The following is a 20,289-nucleotide window of genomic DNA, read 5'->3' as shown; positions in this document are numbered from 1 at the left end:
GCGTCGGTTTTAGCTTTTGGCTGCCGCGCTGCCGGCGCGGCGGCCGAACACGGCGCCGGCCGTTAAACCGGTGCCGCCGGGATAGTTGAAATAGAACAACCCGCCGACCAACTCGCCCGCCGCATAGAGGCCGGGGATCGGGTCCGCGGCAACATCAAGCACCCGCCCGTTGCCGTCAATATGCAAGCCGCCAAAGGTAAAGGTGATTCCGCAGGTGACGCCGTAGGCTTCATAGGGCGGGGTATCGAGCGGATTGGCCCAATTTGATTTGGCGACCGCCAGGCCGGCCGTGCCACGGCCATCCTTGACATTGGGATCAAACGCCACGTCCGTCTGTACGGCGGTGTTGAATTCGCCGATCGTCCGGGCTAGACGCGCGGCATCGACGCCTTCCATCTTGGCGGCTAGATCCCCAATGCTGTCCGCCGTCACGCGGGTGACCTCGCGGATGCGGTATTCGTCGCGCAGCAAATGCGTCACTTTGGCGTCGAAAATCTGCCAGGCGAACTGGCCGGGCTGGGCGAGAATTTCACGGCCGTATTTGGCGTAAGTGTAGTTGCGAAAATCGGCGCCCTCATCGAGGAAGCGCTGGCCCAGCGCGTTGACCATGATGCCGAACGGATAGCTGTGCTTTTGAAAGCCGTCGCCAACCGCGAGATCACCGTAAGGCGGCGCGTTCATATCCCAGCCGACCGCATGGCAACCGGACCAGTTGCCGAACGGCTCGGCACCGACTGCAAGCGCCATCTGGATTCCGTCGCCCATATTGTGGCGCGAGCCACGCACCTTGGCGAGGTCCCAACCCGGGCCGAGGTAGCGCGCGCGCATTTCCGCGTTGGCTTCGAAGCCACCGCTCGCCAAAACCACTGCGCCGGCGGCAATTTCGAGCGTCTCGCCGCCGCGTAAACTCGCGCGTACGCCTTCAACGCGCCCGCCGCCCAGCACCAACTCGCGGGCACGCGCACCGTACACCACGCGTACCCCTGCTTGGCTTGCGCCGTCGAACAGCGCCTGCACCAAGCCAGGCCCGCCGCCCCAGGTTTCGACTGCGAGGCCGCCCCAAAACTTGAAGCGGCCATCCACCTTGAAGGCTTGGCGGCCATAGCTCGGCTGAAAGCGCACGCCGTGGCCACGCATCCATTCGAGCGTCGGCAGGCTTTGGCGGATCAGGATTTCAAGCAGATCGGGATCGGCGCGGTGCTGCGTGATGCGCGCCATGTCATCAAAATATTGATCGAACGAATAACTGCCGAAATCGGTTTTTTTGGCGTCTTCGTCATTGATGTCGGGAACCAGTTTGCGGACATCGGCGATGCCGTCAAAGACGGTGCGCATGGCGCCTGCTGTATAGGCGGAATTGCCGCCGCGCTCGCCTTCGGGTGCTGCCTCCAACACGACGACGCTGGCTCCTGCTTCGGCTGCCGCGAGGGCGGCGCAGAGAGCGGCATTGCCGGCCCCGACGATGGCGACATCGGCGCTGAATTTGTCCATGACTTTTAGCGGTTGGCTAGGCCGACGAGACAGGCGGCAAGCACCCGGGCACCGGCGGCGAGGTCGGGCGCGCTGGCGTTCTCGGCTTCGTTGTGGCTGAGGCCATTTTCGCACGGCACGAAGATCATGCCCGCTGGGTACAATCCGGCAACATGCATGGCGTCGTGCCCAGCACCCGAGACCATATCCATATTCGGAAGATCGAGCGCCTGGGCGCTGTCACGCACCAATTCGATGACGCCGGGATCGAACAGCACGGGCTCGGAATACATGATGCGCTCGACGGTTACCCGGCAGCCGCGCGCATGAGCTTCGCACACAGCTTTTATGCGCCCGCCCAGTTCCACAAATGTCGCGAGATCGGGATGGCGAAAATCGACGGTAAAGAGGACATGGCTCGGCACCGTGCTGGGCGCGCCAGGGCCGCACTCGAAGCGCCCGACAGTGAAGCGAACGGTGTCGCTTTCATCGGCCATCAAATCTTCCAGCGCGGCGACAATCGAGACCGCCGATTTAAGCGCGTCCTTGCGGCCCTTTAGGGGCGCGGTACCGGCATGGGCTTCGACGCCGAACACTTCGACGCGATACCAACACAGGCCCTGCACGCCCGAGACCACGCCGATGGTGAGATCGTCATTCTCGAGGCGCGGGCCTTGCTCGATATGGGCCTCGACGTAACCGGCCATCGCAAACGGCATCTTCCGTTCGGCAATTCCCGGCGTCGATTCAAGAGTCTCTTTCAGCGCATCAACCAGCACCACGCCCTCGGGATCGATAGCTTTCAGCGCGTCGGCGAGCGGATAATCACCGGCGAACACGGCGGAGCCCATGGCGCCGGGCTGAAAGCGCCCGCCTTCCTCGTTGCTCCAGGCGACCACCTCGATCGGGCGGCGCGTCTTAACGCCAGCGCGCTCGATTGCCTCCAGCGCCTCGAAGCCGCCGACCACGCCATAGGCGCCATCGAACTTGCCGCCTTTGGGCTGGCTGTCGAGATGGCTTCCGGTCACCACCGGCGCCTCTTCGGACGAGATACCGGCGCGACGCACATAAAGATTGCCGATCTCGTCGCTGGCCGTGGTGAAGCCAAACTCGCCGGCCCATTCGATCAGCAGTTTACGCGCCGCAATATCCTCGGGCGAAAACGCGGCGCGGTTGACGCCGCCGGCCGGCGTGGCGCCAAAGCGCGCCATATCCATCATGCGGCGCCAGAGACGGGTTTCATCGACCGCGCTGGCAGCGGCCATAGCTTGTTCGTCTAATTTGCTCATGGCGCGCTCAACTCGGCGAGGCGCCGGCGATGCGGCCCGCCAGAACGCTTTGATGCCAACAGATCAATTTCCACGTCTTGCCGTCGTGATACCAGCTTGTGGTGAAGCCCATAAAACGCTGGCGGAAGCCGGCATCGACCGGCTTACCGCGGAATGTGGAAAAGCCGCTGACATGGCCGGTGGTTTTGTTCCAAATCTTGGCCTCGACATCGCGCGGAATCCATTTGAAATGCTCCCACACCGCCGGGTTGCCGGTGACGCCGGCATGAAAGCCGATGTGATCGACAAATTCTTCCTTGTTCATACGCCAGGGATAATCCTCGTCGAGAATTTCCGACCGGGCGTCGAAGAAATTGTAGAAGGATTTGAGATCGCCTGCGTTGAGGGCGTTGGTCCAATCGTCGAACGCCGCATTCAAACCGGCCTTTGTGGCTTTGTATGGCATGTCTCGTTCTCCCTGTTCGTTGTATCTAAAGTCGAGAGTAGCCGCGCGCGCTGGCCAGGTCCATTGCGGAGCTGGCGGACTTAATTGTTGGTCCCTCAATCGCCGGGCGGTCGCATCCGCTCTCTTGGCTACCTCGTATTAACTCGGGCGCGCGGTCGCGCTTGCCGGAATGCAAGATACATTCCGGTTGGTGGTGCCGTTGGAGAGAATCTTTGTGTGTTCCTTCAGGTGCCGGGCGCTTGGTAGGGATGGCGAGCGTGCCAATGCTCAGCGATTTCGCGGCGCCGGGCGAACCACACGCCGTCATGCTTGTGCACATGATCTAGGAAACGGAGCAGCGCGCCGGCGCGGCCCGGGCGGCCGATCAGGCGGTTGTGCAGGCCGATCGACATCATCTTGGGATACTCCGCGCCTTCGGCATAGAGCGTGTCGAAACTGTCCCGCAGATAGGCAAAGAAATCGCCAGCGGTGTAGACGCCGCCAGCGGCGAAGCGCAGGTCATTGTTGTTGCGGCTATAGGGCACGATCAAATGGGGCCGGCCGTGATCCGTATTCCAATAGGGCAGATCGTCGCTATAGCCATCTGAATCATAGAGGAACCCATTTTCCTCAACGATGAGACGGCGAGTATGGATGCTGCGCCGACCGCCGAACCAGCCGACCGGGCGTTCGCCAATGGTGGTGGCGATGGCATCGACGCATTGCGCAATATGCGCACGCTCGACATCTTCCGGGACGTCGCGGTAATCGATCCAGCGATAGCCGTGCCCGGCCACTTCCCAGCCGGCTTCGACCATCGCCGCCGCCGCTTCGGGCGTGCGCTCAAGCGCCATGCCGACACCATAAACGGTGACCGGCACCTGCGCTTCGGTGAAGATGCGCCGCAGCCGCCAGAAACCCGCGCGGGCGCCATATTCGAACATGGATTCAGCGTTGAGATCGCGCCCGCCAACCACCGGCGGAACCTCGACCGGCCCGAGATCGCAGAGGTAACGCTCAGACTGTGCGTCGCCGTGCAGGATGCTGCTCTCCGCCCCTTCCTCGTGATTGATGACGAACGAGATGGCGATGCGCGCGCCGTTTGGCCAATCGGCCTCAGGCGGCGTCGGGCCGAAGCCCATCATGTCACGCGGGTAATCGCTGGTATTCATGCCGCACCCCCTTTTGGTGGGTGGTTGGCGATCCAATGGGCAGCTATATCGCGGCGCCGGGTGATCCACACATCGTCATGCGCCGCGACATGATCCAAAAACCGCGCCAGGCCATTGATGCGGCCCGGCCGCCCGACCAGGCGGCAATGCAGGCCGACCGACATCATCTTCGGCGTCTGCGCGCCCTCGGCATAGAGCATGTCGAAGGCGTCGCGGATATATTCGAAGAAATCCTCGCCGGTGAAAATGCCGTTGGTGGAAAAGCGCATATCATTGTTGTCGAGGCTATACGGCAGGATCAAATGCGGCCGGCCATGCTCATGATTCCAATAGGGCAGGTCATCCGCATAGGAATCGGAATCATACAAAAAGCCACCCTCCTCCACGATCAGCCGGCGGGTGTTGGGACCGACACGTCCGCAATACCAACCGACCGGGCGTTCGCCGACGGTGTTTTCGACCGCCGCGATGGCGCGCTGAATTTGCTCGCGCTCTTCAGTCTCAGGCATATCGCCGTAATTAATCCAGCGATAAGCGTGGCTGGCCACTTCCCAGCCGGCCTCGGCCATCGCCTTCGCACCCACGGGATTGCGCTCGAGCGCCATGCCGACGCCATAAACGGTGAGCGGGATTTGGCGCGACGTCAGCAGCCTGTGAATACGCCAAAAGCCGGCGCGCGAGCCATATTCGAACATCGATTCGGTGTTGTAGGCGCGCACGCCCACAAGCGGCTCAATCTGCGCCGGGCCGATATCGGCGAGGAACTGCTCGGAGCCGGCATCGCCGTGCAGCACAGTATTCTCAGCGCCCTCTTCGTAATTGAGCACGAGCGATAACGCGATGCGCGCGCCGCCGGGCCAATTGGCGGCCGGCGGTGTGGGGCCGTAACCAAAAAGATCTCGTGGATATTCCGATGCCAATTTGTGTGCCTGTTGGGTGTTTGCGTTGGACAGAGTGTCCGGATGTTAGCGCAGAAATACAAGTGGGAACGCGGCGACGGAGTAAGGACCCGGCGAGGGTGGATGCTGGCGGCAAGATGCCGCGTTAGGCGACGCATCTCCGAACTGGCGATTTTCGCCGCGCGAAGATTGTTACCGCCGCAACACTACCTGCCGCTCGGCCCCGATCTGGGTTCATGTCCGCAGTGGCAATCCCTCGACGAATTGCAACGACCAGTCGACCCATTTCGCCACCTCCTTCGGCTTGGCAGCGACTTCCGGCGCGACGAACAGCATGCCCTTGATCGGCTTTCCAGTGATATCCATGGCCCGGGCGTGACGCTCCTTCAGGCAGGCGGCGTAGCGCTCGGGGCCGACGCGAAACATCAGGTCGTTGGCGGTTGCGCCGCAGCACATATGGCCTGCCACCATAAAGGTGAGGCCGCCGAACATCTTCTTTTCAACGACGTCTGTGCGCTGGGCAAGAGCCGCGCGCAACGCGGCGGTCAATTTCTCGTCTGCTGCCATCCTAGTGCTCCTTGGCCGCAGCGTCGTGCTGCACGGTTTCTGACGTTCTCGAGAGTGTCGTTCCTAAAGCGCCGGGCGCGCATCCTTCCACGGGCGCGCGCGCTCGAATGCGGCGGCGGCGCGGAAAACGCGGAGATCGTCGTAGCTGCGGGCGGCGATTTGCAGGCCGATTGGCACGCCGGTGTCGGGGCAAAAGCCGTTCGGCACCGAGATCACCGGGCATTGGCTGACCATATTGAACGGGTAGCACAGGTTCCAGCCGAGATAAGCCTCGGTGGGCTTGCCGTTGATTTGGAAATCGGGGTCGGCCAGATTGTGCTCCGCCTTGACCGACGGCACCGAGAGCGCCGGACAGATCATCACATCATAGTTATCGAGGATCGGCGCCAGCGCCTGGTACATTTGGCCGCGCACCAGATTGCATTGATATTGCGTCGCCGCCGTGTGGCCGGCGCCGTTCTCGACGATGCCGGCCATATAGGGGTCCATCCGGTCGCGCCATTCTGGCAAATATTGCGCCAGTGTGGTCGCCGCCATGCCCTCCCAATATTGCAGATAGGGATCATGAATAGCGTAGCTCCAATCGAGCGACACTTCCTCGACCTGGCAGCCCATGGCGCGGAATAGGTCGGCAGCTTCCAGCGTTTTGTCGCGCACTTCGGGCGCGATTTCGAAAAAGCCGAGATCCATCGAGAGAGCAATTTTCCAGCCCTTAATGCCGTCGAGAGCCTCCGGGATGACAAGGTCCTCGCGCAGCGAGCAGATATCGTCTGGATGCGCGCCCGACATGACATTTTGCATCAATGCCGCGTCGCCGACGCTGCGCGCCATCGGCCCGTAATGGAGCAAGCTTTCGAGCGGGTGATCACGGTCGAGCGGGTTGCGCCCGAACGGTGGCTTATAGCCGACAATGCCACAGGCCGAGGCCGGCATCCGCACCGAGCCGCCGGCATCGGTGCCGTCTGCAAGGAAGGTCATGCCGGCGGCGAGCGCAGCACCTGCGCCGCCCGACGAGCCACCCGGCGTATAGTCCAAATTCCACGGGTTGCGCGTGACGCCCCAGAGCGGCGAATGGGTGACCGGCGCATGCGCGAATTCCGGAGTCGTGGTGCGGCAATGCATGATGGCGCCGGCGTCGAGCAGCCGGGCGACAGTGGGCGCCGTGCGCTCCGGGCGATTATGTTCGAAAATCTTCGAGCCGAGGGTGGTGATCTCGCCGGCGACGGCGTGAAAATCCTTGACGCCTAGCGGCAGGCCCTCGAGGGCGCGCGCTTCGCCTTTGGCATATCTCGTTTCAGCTTCTTGTGCTTGCTCGAGGGCGCGTTCGAAAAACGTATAGGTAAACGCGTTGAGGCGCGGGTTTACGTCTTCACAGCGCGCAACAACGGCCTGCATCAATTCGACCGGCGACAGCGTCTTGGCACGGAACTGGGCCAAGGCCTCGCTGGCGCTCAGATAGCATAGGTCCGGCTCGGACATCGCGCGCACTCCTCAATTTAATAGCTTTTAATATACTTCTTACACTTACTCTTCTTACCCTGCGAAATATGCGTTACCTTGCCCGCCCCCGACAAGAGGAGCAGAAACAATGGCAGTCGATAAAGACGTGCGTGCGGCGCTGGATACGATTTTCGCGGCTGATTCGGATCTCTACGAAAAGCGCGGCTGGAACCAACGCAGCGGTTTTGGCGAGCGCCCGGCCATTCTCAACATCGACCTCGCCAATGCCTGGACCAGGCCGGGCTACCGGTTCTCGTGCAATGATATGGATGATCAAATCATCCCCGGCGTGCAGCGCCTAAACGAGCTGGCGCGCGCCAAGAAGGTACCGATCATCTACACCACGACGGCGTTTTGCAGCCGCTTCGACATGGGCGCCTTTCCGCTCAAAACGCCGTTCGAGGATCTCATGATAGGTACGCCGGCCACGGAAATCGATTCGCGCATCACGCCTGAGGACGGCGTCGACACGGTGATTGTGAAGAAACGCCCGAGCGCTTTCGCCGGCACGCATTTGGCTGGAATTCTACGCGCCGCGCGGATCGACACGCTGATCTGCACCGGTGTCACCATGGCAGGCTGTGTCCGCCATACGGTCGAGGACGCCCTTGGCGAAGGCTTTCGCAGCGTCGTGGTGAAAGAATGTGTCGGCGACCGAGTGCCCGCCGCGGTCGAATGGAATCTGTTCGACCTCGACATGAAATACTGCGATGTCGAGCCGCTGGAACGGGTGCTGGGCTACCTCAATTCGCTGGAACCCTTTGCGAATGTGTGAATTGGAAATCCCCAACATCAAGCAAATTTTCTTCGCCTGCCGAAAATAAACTCTCATGACTTGCTGGATATTTGGTTTCGAATGATACAGGATACTGCATCAATGTGCTGGCCTGTACGCACTGCGGTGAATGCTGCGGCTCGTTTCCTGGACAGTGCCTCGAAACACGACCGCCTTGTCCCCGGACCGGGCGGAATGAACGCAACCAACCTTTGGGAGGCTTCGGATGCAGTGGTACAATCGTAACAATCAGACCAAGAAACAGAAATTCGACGAGGAAATGAAAGCCACGGGCGGGCTGGATATACTCAACCCGACGCGGCGTGGTTTCATGTCCACTGCCGGCTCTGTGGCGATCGGAGCCATGGGCGTAGCAGGCGCCAATACATTGGTCGCGCTCAACAACGGCGCCAAGGCTGACGGCGAGCCGATTCCGGTCGGCGCGATGTTGCCGTTTACCGGTTGGGGCGCGGATGATGCGCGCAACTTCCAGTACGGCATCGAATTGGCGGTTGAAGAAATCAACGAATATGGCGGCATCCTTGGCCGTCCACTCGAAGTTCATTTTGAGGACACCAAGGAAATCACCGCCGAGACCGTGACATCAGCGGCACGCCGCCTGATCGACCGGCACAATGTGCATGCCATCATTAACGGCTATAATTCGTTATCGGTGCGAGCCGAGTACGACACCATCGCCGATGCCGGCATCCCGTATTTGCATGACAACACGCAGTATGGCCATCAGTTCGCAGTGCGCGACAATCCTGACCGCTACTACTGCATCTTCCAGGACGATCCGTCCGAATATTATTACGGCCCGGGTCTGATCTACTTCCTGGACGAGTTGGAAAAAACCGGTAAATGGAAACGGCCAAACAACAAGATCGCGCTATTCTCCGGCTCGATCGATTACGCCATCACCATCGCCAGCGGCATCAGGGACACGGCGCCGCAGTTCGGCTGGGATCTGGTGATTGACGATATCGTCACGCAGCCGGTCGATGACTGGGGACCCTCGTTGGTGAAATCACGCGCCGAAGCTCCGGCCCTGATTGCCGCCACTCATGGTATGCCGTCGGATCAGACCGGTCTGGTAACCGGCTTTGCCGAGAACCCGACACAAAGCCTGGTCTATGTGCAGTATGCCTTGCAGCTCCGGGCCTTCCTCGACATCGTCAAGGAAACCGGGCATGGCGTGTTCTGCTCGACCACCATCGGCACCTTGCAGGATGAAATTGGCCTCGCCTTCTACAAGAAGACGCGCGACCGCTATGGCGCCGACGCATCGCCAAGCGCCGCCGGTCAGGTCTATGATTCCTACTTCACATGGGCCATCGCGGCCGCCCGCGCGGGCGGCAGTGCGGCGCCGTATGACGGCATCGAGCAAAACAAGAAGGTTTGCCACTTCCTGCGCGAGCAGATTTATCGTGGCGTCGTCGGCACCATCAAATATATGTGGGGCCAAGCGGCTCAGCCGTATCCGGCGGAGACCAACGATACCTCGCTCGGCATGCCGACATTGATCATGCAGTGCCAGGACTGGACTAAGGACGTCGTCTTTGTGGCGCCGGAGCCTTATGACAGTGCCGAATGGATGAACCCGCCCTGGCTCAAATAGCCTAGGGACAGGGACGAATGAGAAGTCAGAGCAACTACCTGACCAATGTCTAATGGTGACACGCAACCGTTGTTGGCCTGCCGAAATATTTTTAAATATTTCGGCGGGCTGGCGGCGATCAATGATTTCGACTTGGATGTCTATCCAGGCGATGTGGTTGGAATTGGCGGCCCCAACGGGGCCGGGAAAACCACATTCCTGGACGTGATTTCGGGGATTAATCCGGCCACGAGCGGCAGTATTACGCTCGGCGGAGTCCCGATCGCAAATAAAAAACCCGATGCCATTTGCCACCTCGGCATATCGCGCACCTTTCAGCTCAATGCCGGCTTCGAATCGATGTCGATTCGCGAGAACACGCTGGTAGGCGCCTCCTTCGGGCTCGGCGACAAGGGCTGGTTTCCGCGCATGACCTATAGCAGCGAAATGCGCGAAAGGGTGGATCGCGCGCTTGTCCTGTGCAACCTGCAAGACAAGGCTGATCTCATCGTTCGCGATCTCCCCGTGCTTGACCGCAAATTGCTGATGATGGCCGGAGCACTGGCCACCGAGCCCAAACTCCTGTTGATCGATGAACCCGTCGGCGGCCTCAACCCGAACGAGGTTGACGATGTTATGGAGATCGTCCGCGGCCTGATCAAGGAAGGTGTCACCATCATCTTGATTGAGCATGTGATGCGCTTTTTGCTACAGCTTTCCGAGCGCGTGGTGATTATGCATCACGGCGAAAAAATTTATGAAGGCGACAGCAAGGGGCTTCTCAACGACCGCAAGGTGGTGGAAGTTTATCTCGGCGAAGGAACGGCCGACCGCCTGCAGCATATGATGGACGAGAGGGCGCAAAATGGCTGAAGCGCTGCTCAGTGTTGAAGGCCTGCATGCGGGTTATGAAGGACAGAACGTCCTCAACAACATTACGTTCGACGTCCCGAAAGGCTCGCTGATCAGTTTGCTGGGGCCGAACGGCCACGGCAAGACAACACTGCTGCGCTGTATTTCAGGCCTGGTAAAGCCAACCAAGGGCACAATCACCTTTAACGGCCAGCGCATCGAAGGCATGGACGCGGAGAAAATCGTCGCGCGCGGTGTGGTGATGATTCCCCAGGGCGATATGCTGTTTCCCGAAATGTCGGTTTACGACAATTTGCGGATGGGCGCCTATCTCAAGGAAGCGAACGCCAAATTTGAGCAGAATGTGGAGGAAATCTACACCCTGCTGCCGCGCCTTAAGGAGCGCACCTCGCAAATGGCGCGCACGCTTTCGGGTGGCGAGCGCCGCATGCTGGCGATCGGCCGCGGCTTGTTGGCAGGCGGAGAAATTTTAATGCTGGACGAGCCTTCACTCGGTCTCGCACCGATTGTTATCGACCAGATCTACGACATTATCCGCGACCTCAAGGCGCAAGGCCGGACCTTGCTGCTGGTCGAGGAAAACGCCAGCCGCATCATCGATCTGGCTGAACAAATTCATCTTATCGATACCGGTACCATCGTGTGGCACGGCGGCGGCGAGGAGTTGCAATCGAACCCGCAAGTGCTTGAAACCTATCTGGGCGGATAATGAACTGATGACGGGCAAAGCGCCAATCCCTAACGCGACGGCCAAACGCCCGATGGAAAGCAACTGAGCGTATGGATTATTTCGTCCAAATCATCGTCAGCGGCCTAACATTCAGCGCCATGTACGCATTGGCGGCGGTGGGCCTCGTGCTGGTGTGGGGCGCCTTCAATATGCTCAACATGGCGCACGGCATCATTATGACGCTCGGCGCCTATTTCGCCCTCATGTGGGCCGAATTGTTCGGCCTTCCGCTGATCTTTGCGGCGCCCTTCGCCATGCTCTGCGGCGGCTTTATGGGCGCGTTCGTCTATTTCGTTTCCGCCCATTGGATGATCAAGCAGCGCGATTTCGAAACCACCATCATTATCGCCACCTTCGGTCTCGGCATGGCCATGGAGGCGGGCCTGCTAAAGCTCCTGTCCGAGCTCTTTCACTCCTCGCCCTACTCCCAACCGCTTTCGATGGGCGCCGATTCCTTCCTCGTCGCCACCGTACCCGTGAGTTATCAGCGCATCATCATTTGGGGCTCCGCCCTGATCCTAATTTTGATCCTTGCGGCGTTTCTCAAGCGCACCAGTTTTGGCCGCGCCATTCGTGCCGTGGCGCAAAACAGCGACGCGGCGCGCCTCATGGGTGTACGCGTGCGCAACGTCTATATCGCCGTTCTCGCCTTGGCGAGCGCGTTGGCCGGTGTTTCCGGCATCATGCTGAGTTCCTTCAAGGACGTTCACCCGCTCATGGGCGGCGCCTTGATGCTGAAAGCTTTTATCGTGATCGTGCTGGCGGGGCTCGGCAATCTCACGGGCGCGCTTTATGCCGCGCTCCTGATTGGCATGGTTGAAGCGACCGTGAAAGTCCTAATCGCCGATCAGTACGGCTTCACCGCGATTTTGATCTTGGTCATCCTCGCCCTGATCTGGAAACCCGCCGGTATCTTTGGGCGCTCAACGGTGGCGAGACAATGAGCATGGCGATATTTTGGAAATACCGCGATTTTGTCATCTTCGCCATTCTTCTGGGCGTCGCGCTGGCCTTTCCGTTTTTCGGCGTGCCACGCTTCATCCTCGCCGCCGTGCTGATCATGTATTGCTACGCCACCGTTGTCAGCCAATGGAATTTGGTGTTTGGCCTGGCCGGCATTTTTTCGCTGGCGCAGGTCGCCATCTTCGCCTTCGGCGCGTATTCCTCCGCGCTTCTCGGGCGCTATCTCGAAATGAATCTGTGGTATTCCTTCCCGATCGCTGGGCTGGGAGGCATTCTGTTCAGCATGCTGGTCGGCCTCGCCTGTCTGAGGTTGCGCGGCATCTATGTCGCGCTGCTCACCCTCGCCGTGTCGCAGATGATGTTTGTCCTCATTCAGACCGACGCCGCGTGCAGCGCGCTCAACAGGATCAAGAATCCGACGAGTTGCGTTTCCTTCACCGGCGGATCGCAGGGTCTCGGCGATTTCGGCGATTTCGGCTGGCGCGCCGTGTTGGGCCCGCGCGATTGGATGACGGGCGACTATTACTCCATGCTGGGCCTCCTGGTGGTCGGCCTCGTCGTCACCTATCTGATTACCCAGAGCCGCATGGGACTGGCCTTCCGGGCGCTGCGCGACAACGAAGAATTGGCCCGCTCACGCGGCATCAGCCAGTATAAGTACCAACTTCTGGTGTTCAGCCTGTCGGCCTTCATGACCGCCGTTGCCGGCGCCTTCTACGCCGCGCATTTCCAGGCAGTCGGCATTAATCTGTTTGGCTTCCCGCTACTGCTGTTCCTTATCTCGATGCTGGTGGTCGGCGGCATCGGTCGCCTCTGGGGGCCGCTCCTCGGCGCCGCCCTGCTGGTATCTGCCGACGAAGTATTCAAGGAATTCTCGGATTGGCGTAATATCGGCCTCGGTATTGTGGTGCTGCTGTTCATGATCTTCCTGCCCGATGGCGTGGCGGGCGGCATCGACAAGCTGCGCAAACTCGCCGTTCGAATGTACAGTCGAAACCGAACCGCCTGACATACGGGCCGCCGGTGGCGGTTTGGCGGCATCGATGTGCGGCGAATTCGGTGAATTGCTCCGGAGAATGATAGGTCAGCCGGGATGATCAGCCTGCACCGCTTCATAACCTCGTTTTTCGCCTGCACAATCCTCGCGGCGGGCGCCGCCGCGGCGTTCGATTACAGCTATGAGCCCGCCGAACCGCGCTTTGAGAATGTTGCGCTGGAAGCCGGAATCCAACATGTCTATGGCGGCTCGTGGGAGCATTTTACCGGCGGCGGGGTCGCCGCATTCGATTGCGACCGCGACGGAGATGCCGATCTGTTCTTCGCCGGCGGCGCAAATCCGACACAATTGTTTCGCAACGACAGCAGCAAAGAAGACGGCCTGGCCTTTGCCGCGCTCGGCAACGCAGCGCCGCATGATAAAGGCGCAACCGGCGCCTATCCGCTCGATGTCGATGGCGACGGAAATATGGATCTGGTCGTCCTCAGGATCGGTGCCAATCGGCTCTACCGCGGCCTCGGCGAGTGCCGCTTTGAAGCGGCCCAGGAGCGCTTCAATTTCGATGGCGGTGCGGAATGGACAACCGCCTTCAGCGCAACCTGGGAAAATGGCAAGCGGCTTCCAACCTTCGCCTTCGGCAACTATGTCAACCGCCAGGTCTGGGCGGCGATCCACACGGCGTTCGGAGTCGACGATAAAAACCGCAAAAGCGGCCTCAACACCTGCCTCGACAATTATCTGCTGCGCCCAGCCGGGCCTGCGGCGCAGCATTTTGCGGCACCGATCACGCTCACGCCTGGCTTTTGCGCGCTCTCGATGCTGTTTTCCGACTGGGACCGTTCGGGCAAGCGCGACCTCAGAGTAAGCAATGATCAATATTATTACCTTCCGCCGGGCGAAGAGCAGCTCTGGCATCTGGCCCCAGAACCCACGCTTTACAGCCCTGAGGAGGGCTGGCAGACGGTCAATATCTGGGGTATGGGAATCGCCAGTCATGACGTGACCGGCGACGGCTATCCGGATTATTTCCTCACCAGCATGATGGCCAACAAATTGGTGACACTGGGCGACGATCCGACGGCCGGGCCGCGTTATGTCGACATGGCGGGGCCGGCCGGCGTGATGGCGCCGCATCCCTATGTAGGGCGCGATCAGGACAAGGCGTCGACCGCCTGGCACGCCCAGTTCGCCGATCTCAACAATGACGGCCTAGTGGATCTTTTCATCGCCAAAGGCAATGTCGATCAGATGGAAGAAGGCGCCATCGAGGACCCCAACAATTTGCTGCTCGGCCAGAAAAATGGCGGCTTTCACGAAGTGGGATTGCGCGCCGGCGTCAACAATATGGCACGCAGCCGGGGCGCGGCACTTGTCGATCTCGACCTCGACGGGCGGCTCGATATCGTTGTTGTCAATCGCAGCGCCAATGTCGAAATTCTACACAATCGGACCGATGACGGCGGCGGCTGGCTACAGATCGCGCTCCGCCAGGACGGCGGCAATCGCAATGCCATCGGTGCCTGGATCGAAGTACGCGCCGAAGATGAAATGTGGCGCAAGGAAGTCGTCGTCGGCGGCGGCCACGCCAGCGGCCAAGCCGGGTGGCATCATTTCGGCCTTGGCGGCGAACGCGACGCCGAAATCCGAGTGCAATGGCCTGACGGCAGTTGGAGCGGCTGGCAAGCCGTCGGCAGCAATCGCTTCGTCACCTTGAAACGCGACGGCCCAGAAATTTCCATTGCTTTCGGGCGGGACAGCGGCCGCTAAAAAGACCCTGAGCGCTTGCCGTTCGGCACCGCCAAAGACGGCTGACTCGGCGTCGTTATTTTACCGTCAACGCCGGGCCAAAATGTCGCCGCCTGTCAGAAGTATCGTCAGGCTCAGGGATCCATCAGCCCGACTTTGTCGGCGGCAATCTTGATGATCACCCGCTGCTCACCTGCCTGACGGAAGGGGTACGTGTCGACGCCCATATATTTCTTTGCCAACGAATCGACGTGCGCATCCGCGCCGTCATGAATCAATTCGGTGACATGGCCCTGGATCATCGCTTGCTGATACGGATTCTCGGCATTGGTAACCGCGATCGCAACGCGCGCATCGCGGCGCACATTGTTGGCTTTGATCCGGCCCTCAGAGGTATTGAAGAGGATGGTGTCACCATCCACATCGACCCAAATCACGCTCGCTTGCGGCGCGCCGCTCGGCATCAAGGTGGCGATGGTGGCAAAATTCTTACCCGCAAGAAGTTTTTTCGCTAATTCCGGCAATTCCATGGTTGCTCTCCCTCGACTGGACGGTAGACCACCCACCGTTTGGTAGAGGCTACCACCACGCTCACATGGGGGTCCATTCGAACTTCGCAAGGGCTTGGCAAAGGCGCCGGAACACGTCGTCCCAATCGCCGGGCCGTGTTTGGCGGAACAGTCGCATGGTCGGATACCAGGGGCTGTCATCCCGCGCGAGCTGCCAGCGCCATTCGGGCGCGTGCGCCAAGAGAAGCCAAACCGGACGGCCCAAGGCGCCAGCCAGATGCGCGACTGCGGTATCAACAGTTACGATCAAATCCATCTGTTGGGCGGCAAAAGCGGTATCACAGAAATCATCCAGATGCGGCGCGAGATCGGCGGCCAAGGGCAATTGGCTGAGCGCCACGGGCGAGGCGTCCTTTTGCAGGTTGAATAGCGCGATATCTGGAATTTCCGCCAAGCAGGCAAAATGAGCTGGGTCGCAGGAACGGTTGCGGTCATTCTCATGCGCCCGATTGCCGGCCCAAACGATGCCAATTTTCTTGCGCCCCACGCCAAGCTCCAGCGATTTCTCAAGCGCGGCGCCGACACTTTTGGGAGCGACCAGATAGGGCGTCTTGGCGGGAATGGTATCGGCCCGGGTTGCCAACAGGCCTGGCAGGCTCATGAGCGGTGCATGCAGATCAAACGGTGGCAACGGCGCACCGCGCGGTATGACGTTGGAAACTCCGGTGCAGCTTGCGACCAGGCCAGCGAGCGGCAGCGGACACTCGACAACCACCGTGGCGCCTTGCGCCGCCACCAGCGGCGCATAACGGATGAACTGCAGACAATCGCCGAAGCCTTGCTCGGCATGAAGCAACAGCGTGCGCTGATTGGCCGGCGTGCCATCCCATTGCGGCGCGGAAAATTCGCGCGACGTCATTGCTGTCGCCCGCCAGCGCCATTCATAGGCCGGCCAGCCGCGTTCAAAATCACCGCTCAACAGGAGAGCCAGCGCGCGGTTCCAATGGGCATCCGCATACGCGCCGTCGCAAGCTATCGCCGCATCGAAAGCGGCCAGCGCCTCGTCGGTGTGGCCGAGATCGCGCAGGGCAACGCCCAGATTGGTGCGCGCGCGGATGTGTCCGGGATCCAGTGCGACGGCACGACCTAGTGAGTCCACGGCGTCTTCCAGCGCACCGGTCTCGCGCAGCGTGTTACCGAAATTAAAATGCACTTCGGCAGCGCTAAGATTAAGCGCCAGCGCCCGGCGGAACCGAATCAGCGCGGCTTTGGGTCGGCCCAAATCCTTCAGTGCCAAGCCTTGGTTGGAATGGACGGCGATATCATCGGGTGCGAGCAGGCCGGCATGTTCATAGGCTTCGAGCGCGGCATCCGCAGCGCCGGCGGCGCGCAGCACATTGCCGAGATTGAGATACGCGACCGCCGATCGGGGCTGGAGCGCGATCGCGCGCTCCAGCGCGTCGCGTGCTTGATCGAGCTGTCCCAATGATTTGAGGGCGGCTGCGAGATTGACATAAAGCTCCACCATGTCGGGACGAAGGGCGAGCGCCCGGGGCGCCCCGCAGCGGCGGCTTCTTCGGCGCGGCCGAGGGCCTGCAAAGCAACACATAAATTGGCCCACGCATCGACATGCGCAGGTAGGTCCGCGACGACTCCACGATAGCCGGCCACCGCTTCATCGAGCGCACCGCTCAGATGGGCGTCGAACGCCGCCTGGAACCCAACGTTCGCGTGTGGCGCGGTTGTAGTGCTGTGGGCTAATGTTTGATCCATGGTCGCGGCGCCATGCTAGCGCCACAGGGTTAACAAACCTTCAGGATGGTCAGTCGGGCGAACGCCAGGCCGCGCAATCTGTTGACGTGGCTTGCAACCGACGGATAATCTGATTTCAAGTGATTCTAAATATGAATTTGGGGGAGTGGACTCGATGAAAGCATCCGATCTTTTTGTAAAATGTCTCGAGAAAGAAGGCGTCACGCACATCTTTGGTATTCCTGGCGAGGAAAATGCCGATATCATGATGTCGCTGATGAAAAGCAAGATTAAATTTGTTCTCTGCCGCCATGAGCAGGCGGCGGCTTTCATGGCCGACGCCTATGGCCGGCTGACCGGCAAGGCGGGCGTGTGTTTAGGAACGCTCGGGCCGGGCGCCACCAATCTCGTCACCGGCGTAGCGGACGCCAATATGGACCGCGCTCCATTGGTCTGCCTGATCGGCCAAGCCGACACCGGACGGCTCCATAAAGAGAGCCACCAAAACATGGATTCGGTTTCGATGTTCAAGCCGATCACCAAATGGGCGCAATCGGTGCACCATCAGGACAACATTCCCGAGATCATCCGCAAGGCGTTCAAAGTCGCTGAAATGGAAAAACCGGGTGCGGTCCTCATCGAACTGCCGGAAGATTTAGCCGATTCGCAAACCAAAGGTCAGCCGATCGCGCCGATAAAATCACGCCGTCCGGGTGCCGACCATAAGGCCGTCAGTCAGGCAGTGGATATCCTGATAAAGGCGAAAAAGCCGCTCATTCTGGCCGGCAATGGCGCAGTCCGGAAGCGCGCCTCTGAGCAGTTGAAGCGTTTGGCGGACCTGACCGGCATCGGTGTGGTCAACACATTTATGGGCAAGGGCGCGATCCCACGCCTCGATGAGCATTGCCTGTTTACCGTCGGCCTGCAGGGCAAGGACCATATCCTGGTCGCCATGCGCGAGGCCGACGTGATCATTTCGGTGGGTTACGATCTGGTCGAATACGCGCCGTCGTTCTGGAACACAGGGCGCGAAAAGAAAATCGTTCATGTCGATTTCTGGCCGGCCGAGATTGATAAGGATTATGAGGCCGCTGTGGATGTCGTCGGCGATGTGGCCGACGGATTGTGGCAGATGAACGAGGAAATCATCAAACGCCAGCGCAAAGCCAAGAAAAAGGGCCCGCTCAACAAAATCTCAAGCCGGGCGAAACTGCGTAAGACCATTCTCAACGATCTCGAGAACGAGAAAAACGACAAGAGCTTCCCAATGAAGCCGCAGAAGGTGCTTTATGATGTGCGCCAGGCGCTCGGGCCGAGCGATATTCTGCTGTCCGATGTCGGTGCGCATAAAATGTGGGTATCACGCTACTACCAGTGTGATGAGCCGAACACCTGTCTGATCTCGAACGGCTTTTGCACCATGGGATTTGCCTTCCCGGGCTCAATCGGCGCGAAGATCGCATTGCCCAAGCGTCAGGTGATGTCGATCAACGGCGATGCCGGCTTCTTTATGAACGCCCAGGACATCGAGACCGCGGTTCGCTACAAAATTAACGTGGTGGCCATGATTTGGATGGACGGCGAATACGGCCTAATCAAATGGAAACAGCAGAACTCCTTCAACGGCAAACATAGCGAACTGTCGTTCGGTAATCCGGATATCGAAATGTGGGCAAAATCCTACGGCGCCTGGGGTAAAACTCTGACCAAGGCTGAAGAGTTGCCTGGCGCCCTGGAAGAAGCTTTCAAACAAAAGGGTCCGGCCGTTATCGGTGTGCCAATCGATTATTCAGAGAATATGAAGATGTCGCGCCGGCTCGGTCAGATTGAATTTCCGATTTAGCCACAAGAATCGCTTGCCGGTCCCGTGCACAGTTTTGTGACCACGGTCATATGAACGGTGTATGGGATCGGGCAAGAGATATAATTATATTGGGGCTAACCATTTTCTATTCGGCGACTATCTTAAAGATATCTTGTAGATAGCCGGTGGAAACTCTCGACAGGGAGAATTTGGCGCCTGGGAAGTAGCATCGCGCGCAGTCGCGACGCTGAGGGGTTTTGGTTAATGAGTTTTAAGCTCAAGTTTTGGGGCGTACGCGGCAGTATCGCGTGCCCGTCGCCCGACCACATTGCCTTTGGCGGCAACACGAGTTGCTTGGAGGTGAATGCGGGCGGTGAGCAGATCATTTTCGATGCCGGAACCGGAATCCGCAATCTGGGCCATTGGAATTTAAAAAAGGGTATCACGAAGGCGACCCTGCTGTTCTCCCACACGCACTGGGATCACATCACCGGCTTTCCGTTCTTTGCGCCAGCGTTTCATCCCGAGCATGAGTTCACCCTCATGTCGGGGCATCTGAAACGGCAAGGCGGCCTCTACAAGGTGATATCGGGGCAAATGGCCAACCCGATGTTTCCGGTCCCTATTGAGGCGCTGAAATCCAAATTGAGCTTCGTCGATTTCGACGCTGGTGAGACGTTTCAAATCAACGATAAAATCCGTGTCCGCACGGCGATGCTCAATCATCCCGACGGCGCTACCGGATATCGCGTCGAATTCAAGGGCAAGTCGATCTGCTATGTCACCGATACGGAGCATATACCTGGCCATCCGGATGAAAATATTCTCGACCTGATCGATGGTGCAGATTTGGTGGTCTATGATTCGACCTATACCGAATCGGAGTTTCCAGCCAAGGTTGGTTGGGGCCATTCAACTTGGGAAGAGGGTGTTAAATTGGCGCAAATGGCCAACGTCAAGTCTCTGGCGATTTTTCATCACGACCCGGATCATGAAGATGGCTTCATGGAAGCGCTTGAAATCGAGGCGCGTCAGAAATGGCGCGGCGCGTTCGTGGCCCGTGAAAATATGAGAATCAACCTGATTTGATAAGCCTTAATCAAGTTATCCATTTGATTAAATGACGATTTCTTACCAACACCCCCTATTGATCTAGCCCGGATTATTCACGGCGTGTCGTGATAGGGTCGGTGAGCGTAGATTAAGCTGTTGAAATGCC

The 20,289-nt window shown here is 59.5% G+C and carries 18 protein-coding genes; 9 read left to right on the top strand and 9 right to left on the bottom strand.

Translation table 11 applies throughout. From position 1 onward, the window contains the following. Positions 1 to 9 precede the first annotated feature (9 nt). From tcuA to O3A94_13325, 7 genes are all read right to left on the bottom strand, one after another. A complete protein-coding gene (gene tcuA, locus O3A94_13355; GenBank protein MDA1357238.1) occupies positions 10 to 1,491 on the bottom strand; it encodes an FAD-dependent tricarballylate dehydrogenase TcuA in 1,482 nt (493 codons plus the stop codon). Between the two features lie 5 nt (positions 1,492 to 1,496). Further along, the gene (locus O3A94_13350; protein MDA1357237.1) at positions 1,497 to 2,759 is read right to left on the bottom strand and encodes a M20 family metallo-hydrolase; all 1,263 of its coding nucleotides are present in this window, start codon (positions 2,757 to 2,759) and stop codon (positions 1,497 to 1,499) included. A 7-nt stretch (positions 2,760 to 2,766) separates the two neighbouring features. Continuing rightward, a complete protein-coding gene (locus O3A94_13345; protein MDA1357236.1) occupies positions 2,767 to 3,204 on the bottom strand; it encodes a hypothetical protein in 438 nt (145 codons plus the stop codon). Positions 3,205 to 3,428: 224 nt separating this feature from the next. Then, positions 3,429 to 4,355 carry an allantoinase PuuE gene (gene puuE / locus O3A94_13340; protein MDA1357235.1) on the bottom strand — a complete coding sequence of 309 codons (927 nt, stop codon included), beginning with the start codon at positions 4,353 to 4,355 and terminating at the stop codon, positions 3,429 to 3,431. Further along, on the bottom strand, positions 4,352 to 5,275 hold the full coding sequence (puuE, locus tag O3A94_13335) for an allantoinase PuuE (GenBank protein ID MDA1357234.1): 924 nt from the start codon (positions 5,273 to 5,275) through the stop codon (positions 4,352 to 4,354). The genes puuE (O3A94_13340) and puuE (O3A94_13335) overlap by 4 nt, the downstream gene beginning before the upstream one ends. A gap of 213 nt (positions 5,276 to 5,488) precedes the next feature. Further along, positions 5,489 to 5,821, bottom strand: coding sequence for a TfoX/Sxy family protein (locus tag O3A94_13330; GenBank protein ID MDA1357233.1), 333 nt, complete (start codon positions 5,819 to 5,821; stop codon positions 5,489 to 5,491). Between the two features lie 63 nt (positions 5,822 to 5,884). Continuing rightward, positions 5,885 to 7,300, bottom strand: a complete 1,416-nt coding sequence (locus tag O3A94_13325; GenBank protein MDA1357232.1) for an amidase — start codon at positions 7,298 to 7,300, stop codon at positions 5,885 to 5,887. A 109-nt stretch (positions 7,301 to 7,409) separates the two neighbouring features. Between O3A94_13325 and O3A94_13320 the strand changes: the two genes are divergently transcribed. The 7 genes from O3A94_13320 (at position 7,410) to O3A94_13290 (ending at position 15,026) form a co-directional block, all read left to right on the top strand. Next, on the top strand, positions 7,410 to 8,096 hold the full coding sequence (locus O3A94_13320; GenBank protein MDA1357231.1) for an isochorismatase family protein: 687 nt from the start codon (positions 7,410 to 7,412) through the stop codon (positions 8,094 to 8,096). 226 nt (positions 8,097 to 8,322) lie between these two features. Beyond that, positions 8,323 to 9,717, top strand: a complete 1,395-nt coding sequence (locus O3A94_13315) for an ABC transporter substrate-binding protein (GenBank protein MDA1357230.1) — start codon at positions 8,323 to 8,325, stop codon at positions 9,715 to 9,717. Between the two features lie 45 nt (positions 9,718 to 9,762). Beyond that, positions 9,763 to 10,569: an ABC transporter ATP-binding protein gene (locus O3A94_13310; protein ID MDA1357229.1), complete on the top strand. Its 807-nt coding sequence runs from the start codon at positions 9,763 to 9,765 to the stop codon at positions 10,567 to 10,569. Further along, on the top strand, positions 10,562 to 11,278 hold the full coding sequence (locus O3A94_13305) for an ABC transporter ATP-binding protein (protein MDA1357228.1): 717 nt from the start codon (positions 10,562 to 10,564) through the stop codon (positions 11,276 to 11,278). Before O3A94_13310 ends, O3A94_13305 begins: the two co-directional genes overlap by 8 nt. A 71-nt stretch (positions 11,279 to 11,349) precedes the next feature. Next, a complete protein-coding gene (locus tag O3A94_13300; GenBank protein ID MDA1357227.1) occupies positions 11,350 to 12,243 on the top strand; it encodes a branched-chain amino acid ABC transporter permease in 894 nt (297 codons plus the stop codon). After that, positions 12,240 to 13,271, top strand: coding sequence for a branched-chain amino acid ABC transporter permease (locus tag O3A94_13295; GenBank protein MDA1357226.1), 1,032 nt, complete (start codon positions 12,240 to 12,242; stop codon positions 13,269 to 13,271). Before O3A94_13300 ends, O3A94_13295 begins: the two co-directional genes overlap by 4 nt. 84 nt (positions 13,272 to 13,355) lie before the next feature. Further along, positions 13,356 to 15,026, top strand: coding sequence for a CRTAC1 family protein (locus O3A94_13290; protein ID MDA1357225.1), 1,671 nt, complete (start codon positions 13,356 to 13,358; stop codon positions 15,024 to 15,026). 113 nt (positions 15,027 to 15,139) lie between these two features. On the opposite strand, the gene O3A94_13285 is transcribed toward O3A94_13290, so the two are convergent. Both O3A94_13285 and O3A94_13280 read right to left on the bottom strand, forming a co-directional pair. Beyond that, on the bottom strand, positions 15,140 to 15,535 hold the full coding sequence (locus O3A94_13285) for a PPOX class F420-dependent oxidoreductase (protein ID MDA1357224.1): 396 nt from the start codon (positions 15,533 to 15,535) through the stop codon (positions 15,140 to 15,142). Between the two features lie 61 nt (positions 15,536 to 15,596). Beyond that, positions 15,597 to 17,042 (bottom strand): tetratricopeptide repeat-containing glycosyltransferase family protein, encoded by a 1,446-nt coding sequence (locus tag O3A94_13280; protein ID MDA1357223.1) that lies wholly within the window; start codon positions 17,040 to 17,042, stop codon positions 15,597 to 15,599. Between the two features lie 399 nt (positions 17,043 to 17,441). Here O3A94_13280 and O3A94_13275 point away from each other — a divergent pair, with 399 nt between their 5' ends. Both O3A94_13275 and O3A94_13270 read left to right on the top strand, forming a co-directional pair. Beyond that, on the top strand, positions 17,442 to 19,109 hold the full coding sequence (locus tag O3A94_13275; GenBank protein MDA1357222.1) for an acetolactate synthase large subunit: 1,668 nt from the start codon (positions 17,442 to 17,444) through the stop codon (positions 19,107 to 19,109). A 225-nt stretch (positions 19,110 to 19,334) separates the two neighbouring features. Beyond that, on the top strand, positions 19,335 to 20,159 hold the full coding sequence (locus O3A94_13270) for an MBL fold metallo-hydrolase (GenBank protein ID MDA1357221.1): 825 nt from the start codon (positions 19,335 to 19,337) through the stop codon (positions 20,157 to 20,159). The last annotated feature ends 130 nt before the right edge of the window (positions 20,160 to 20,289 follow it).

Source organism: Pseudomonadota bacterium, from assembly GCA_027624955.1.
Taxonomy (GTDB): domain Bacteria; phylum Pseudomonadota; class Alphaproteobacteria; order UBA828; family UBA828; genus PTKB01.
This window is presented reverse-complemented; position numbering and strand designations above follow the sequence as displayed.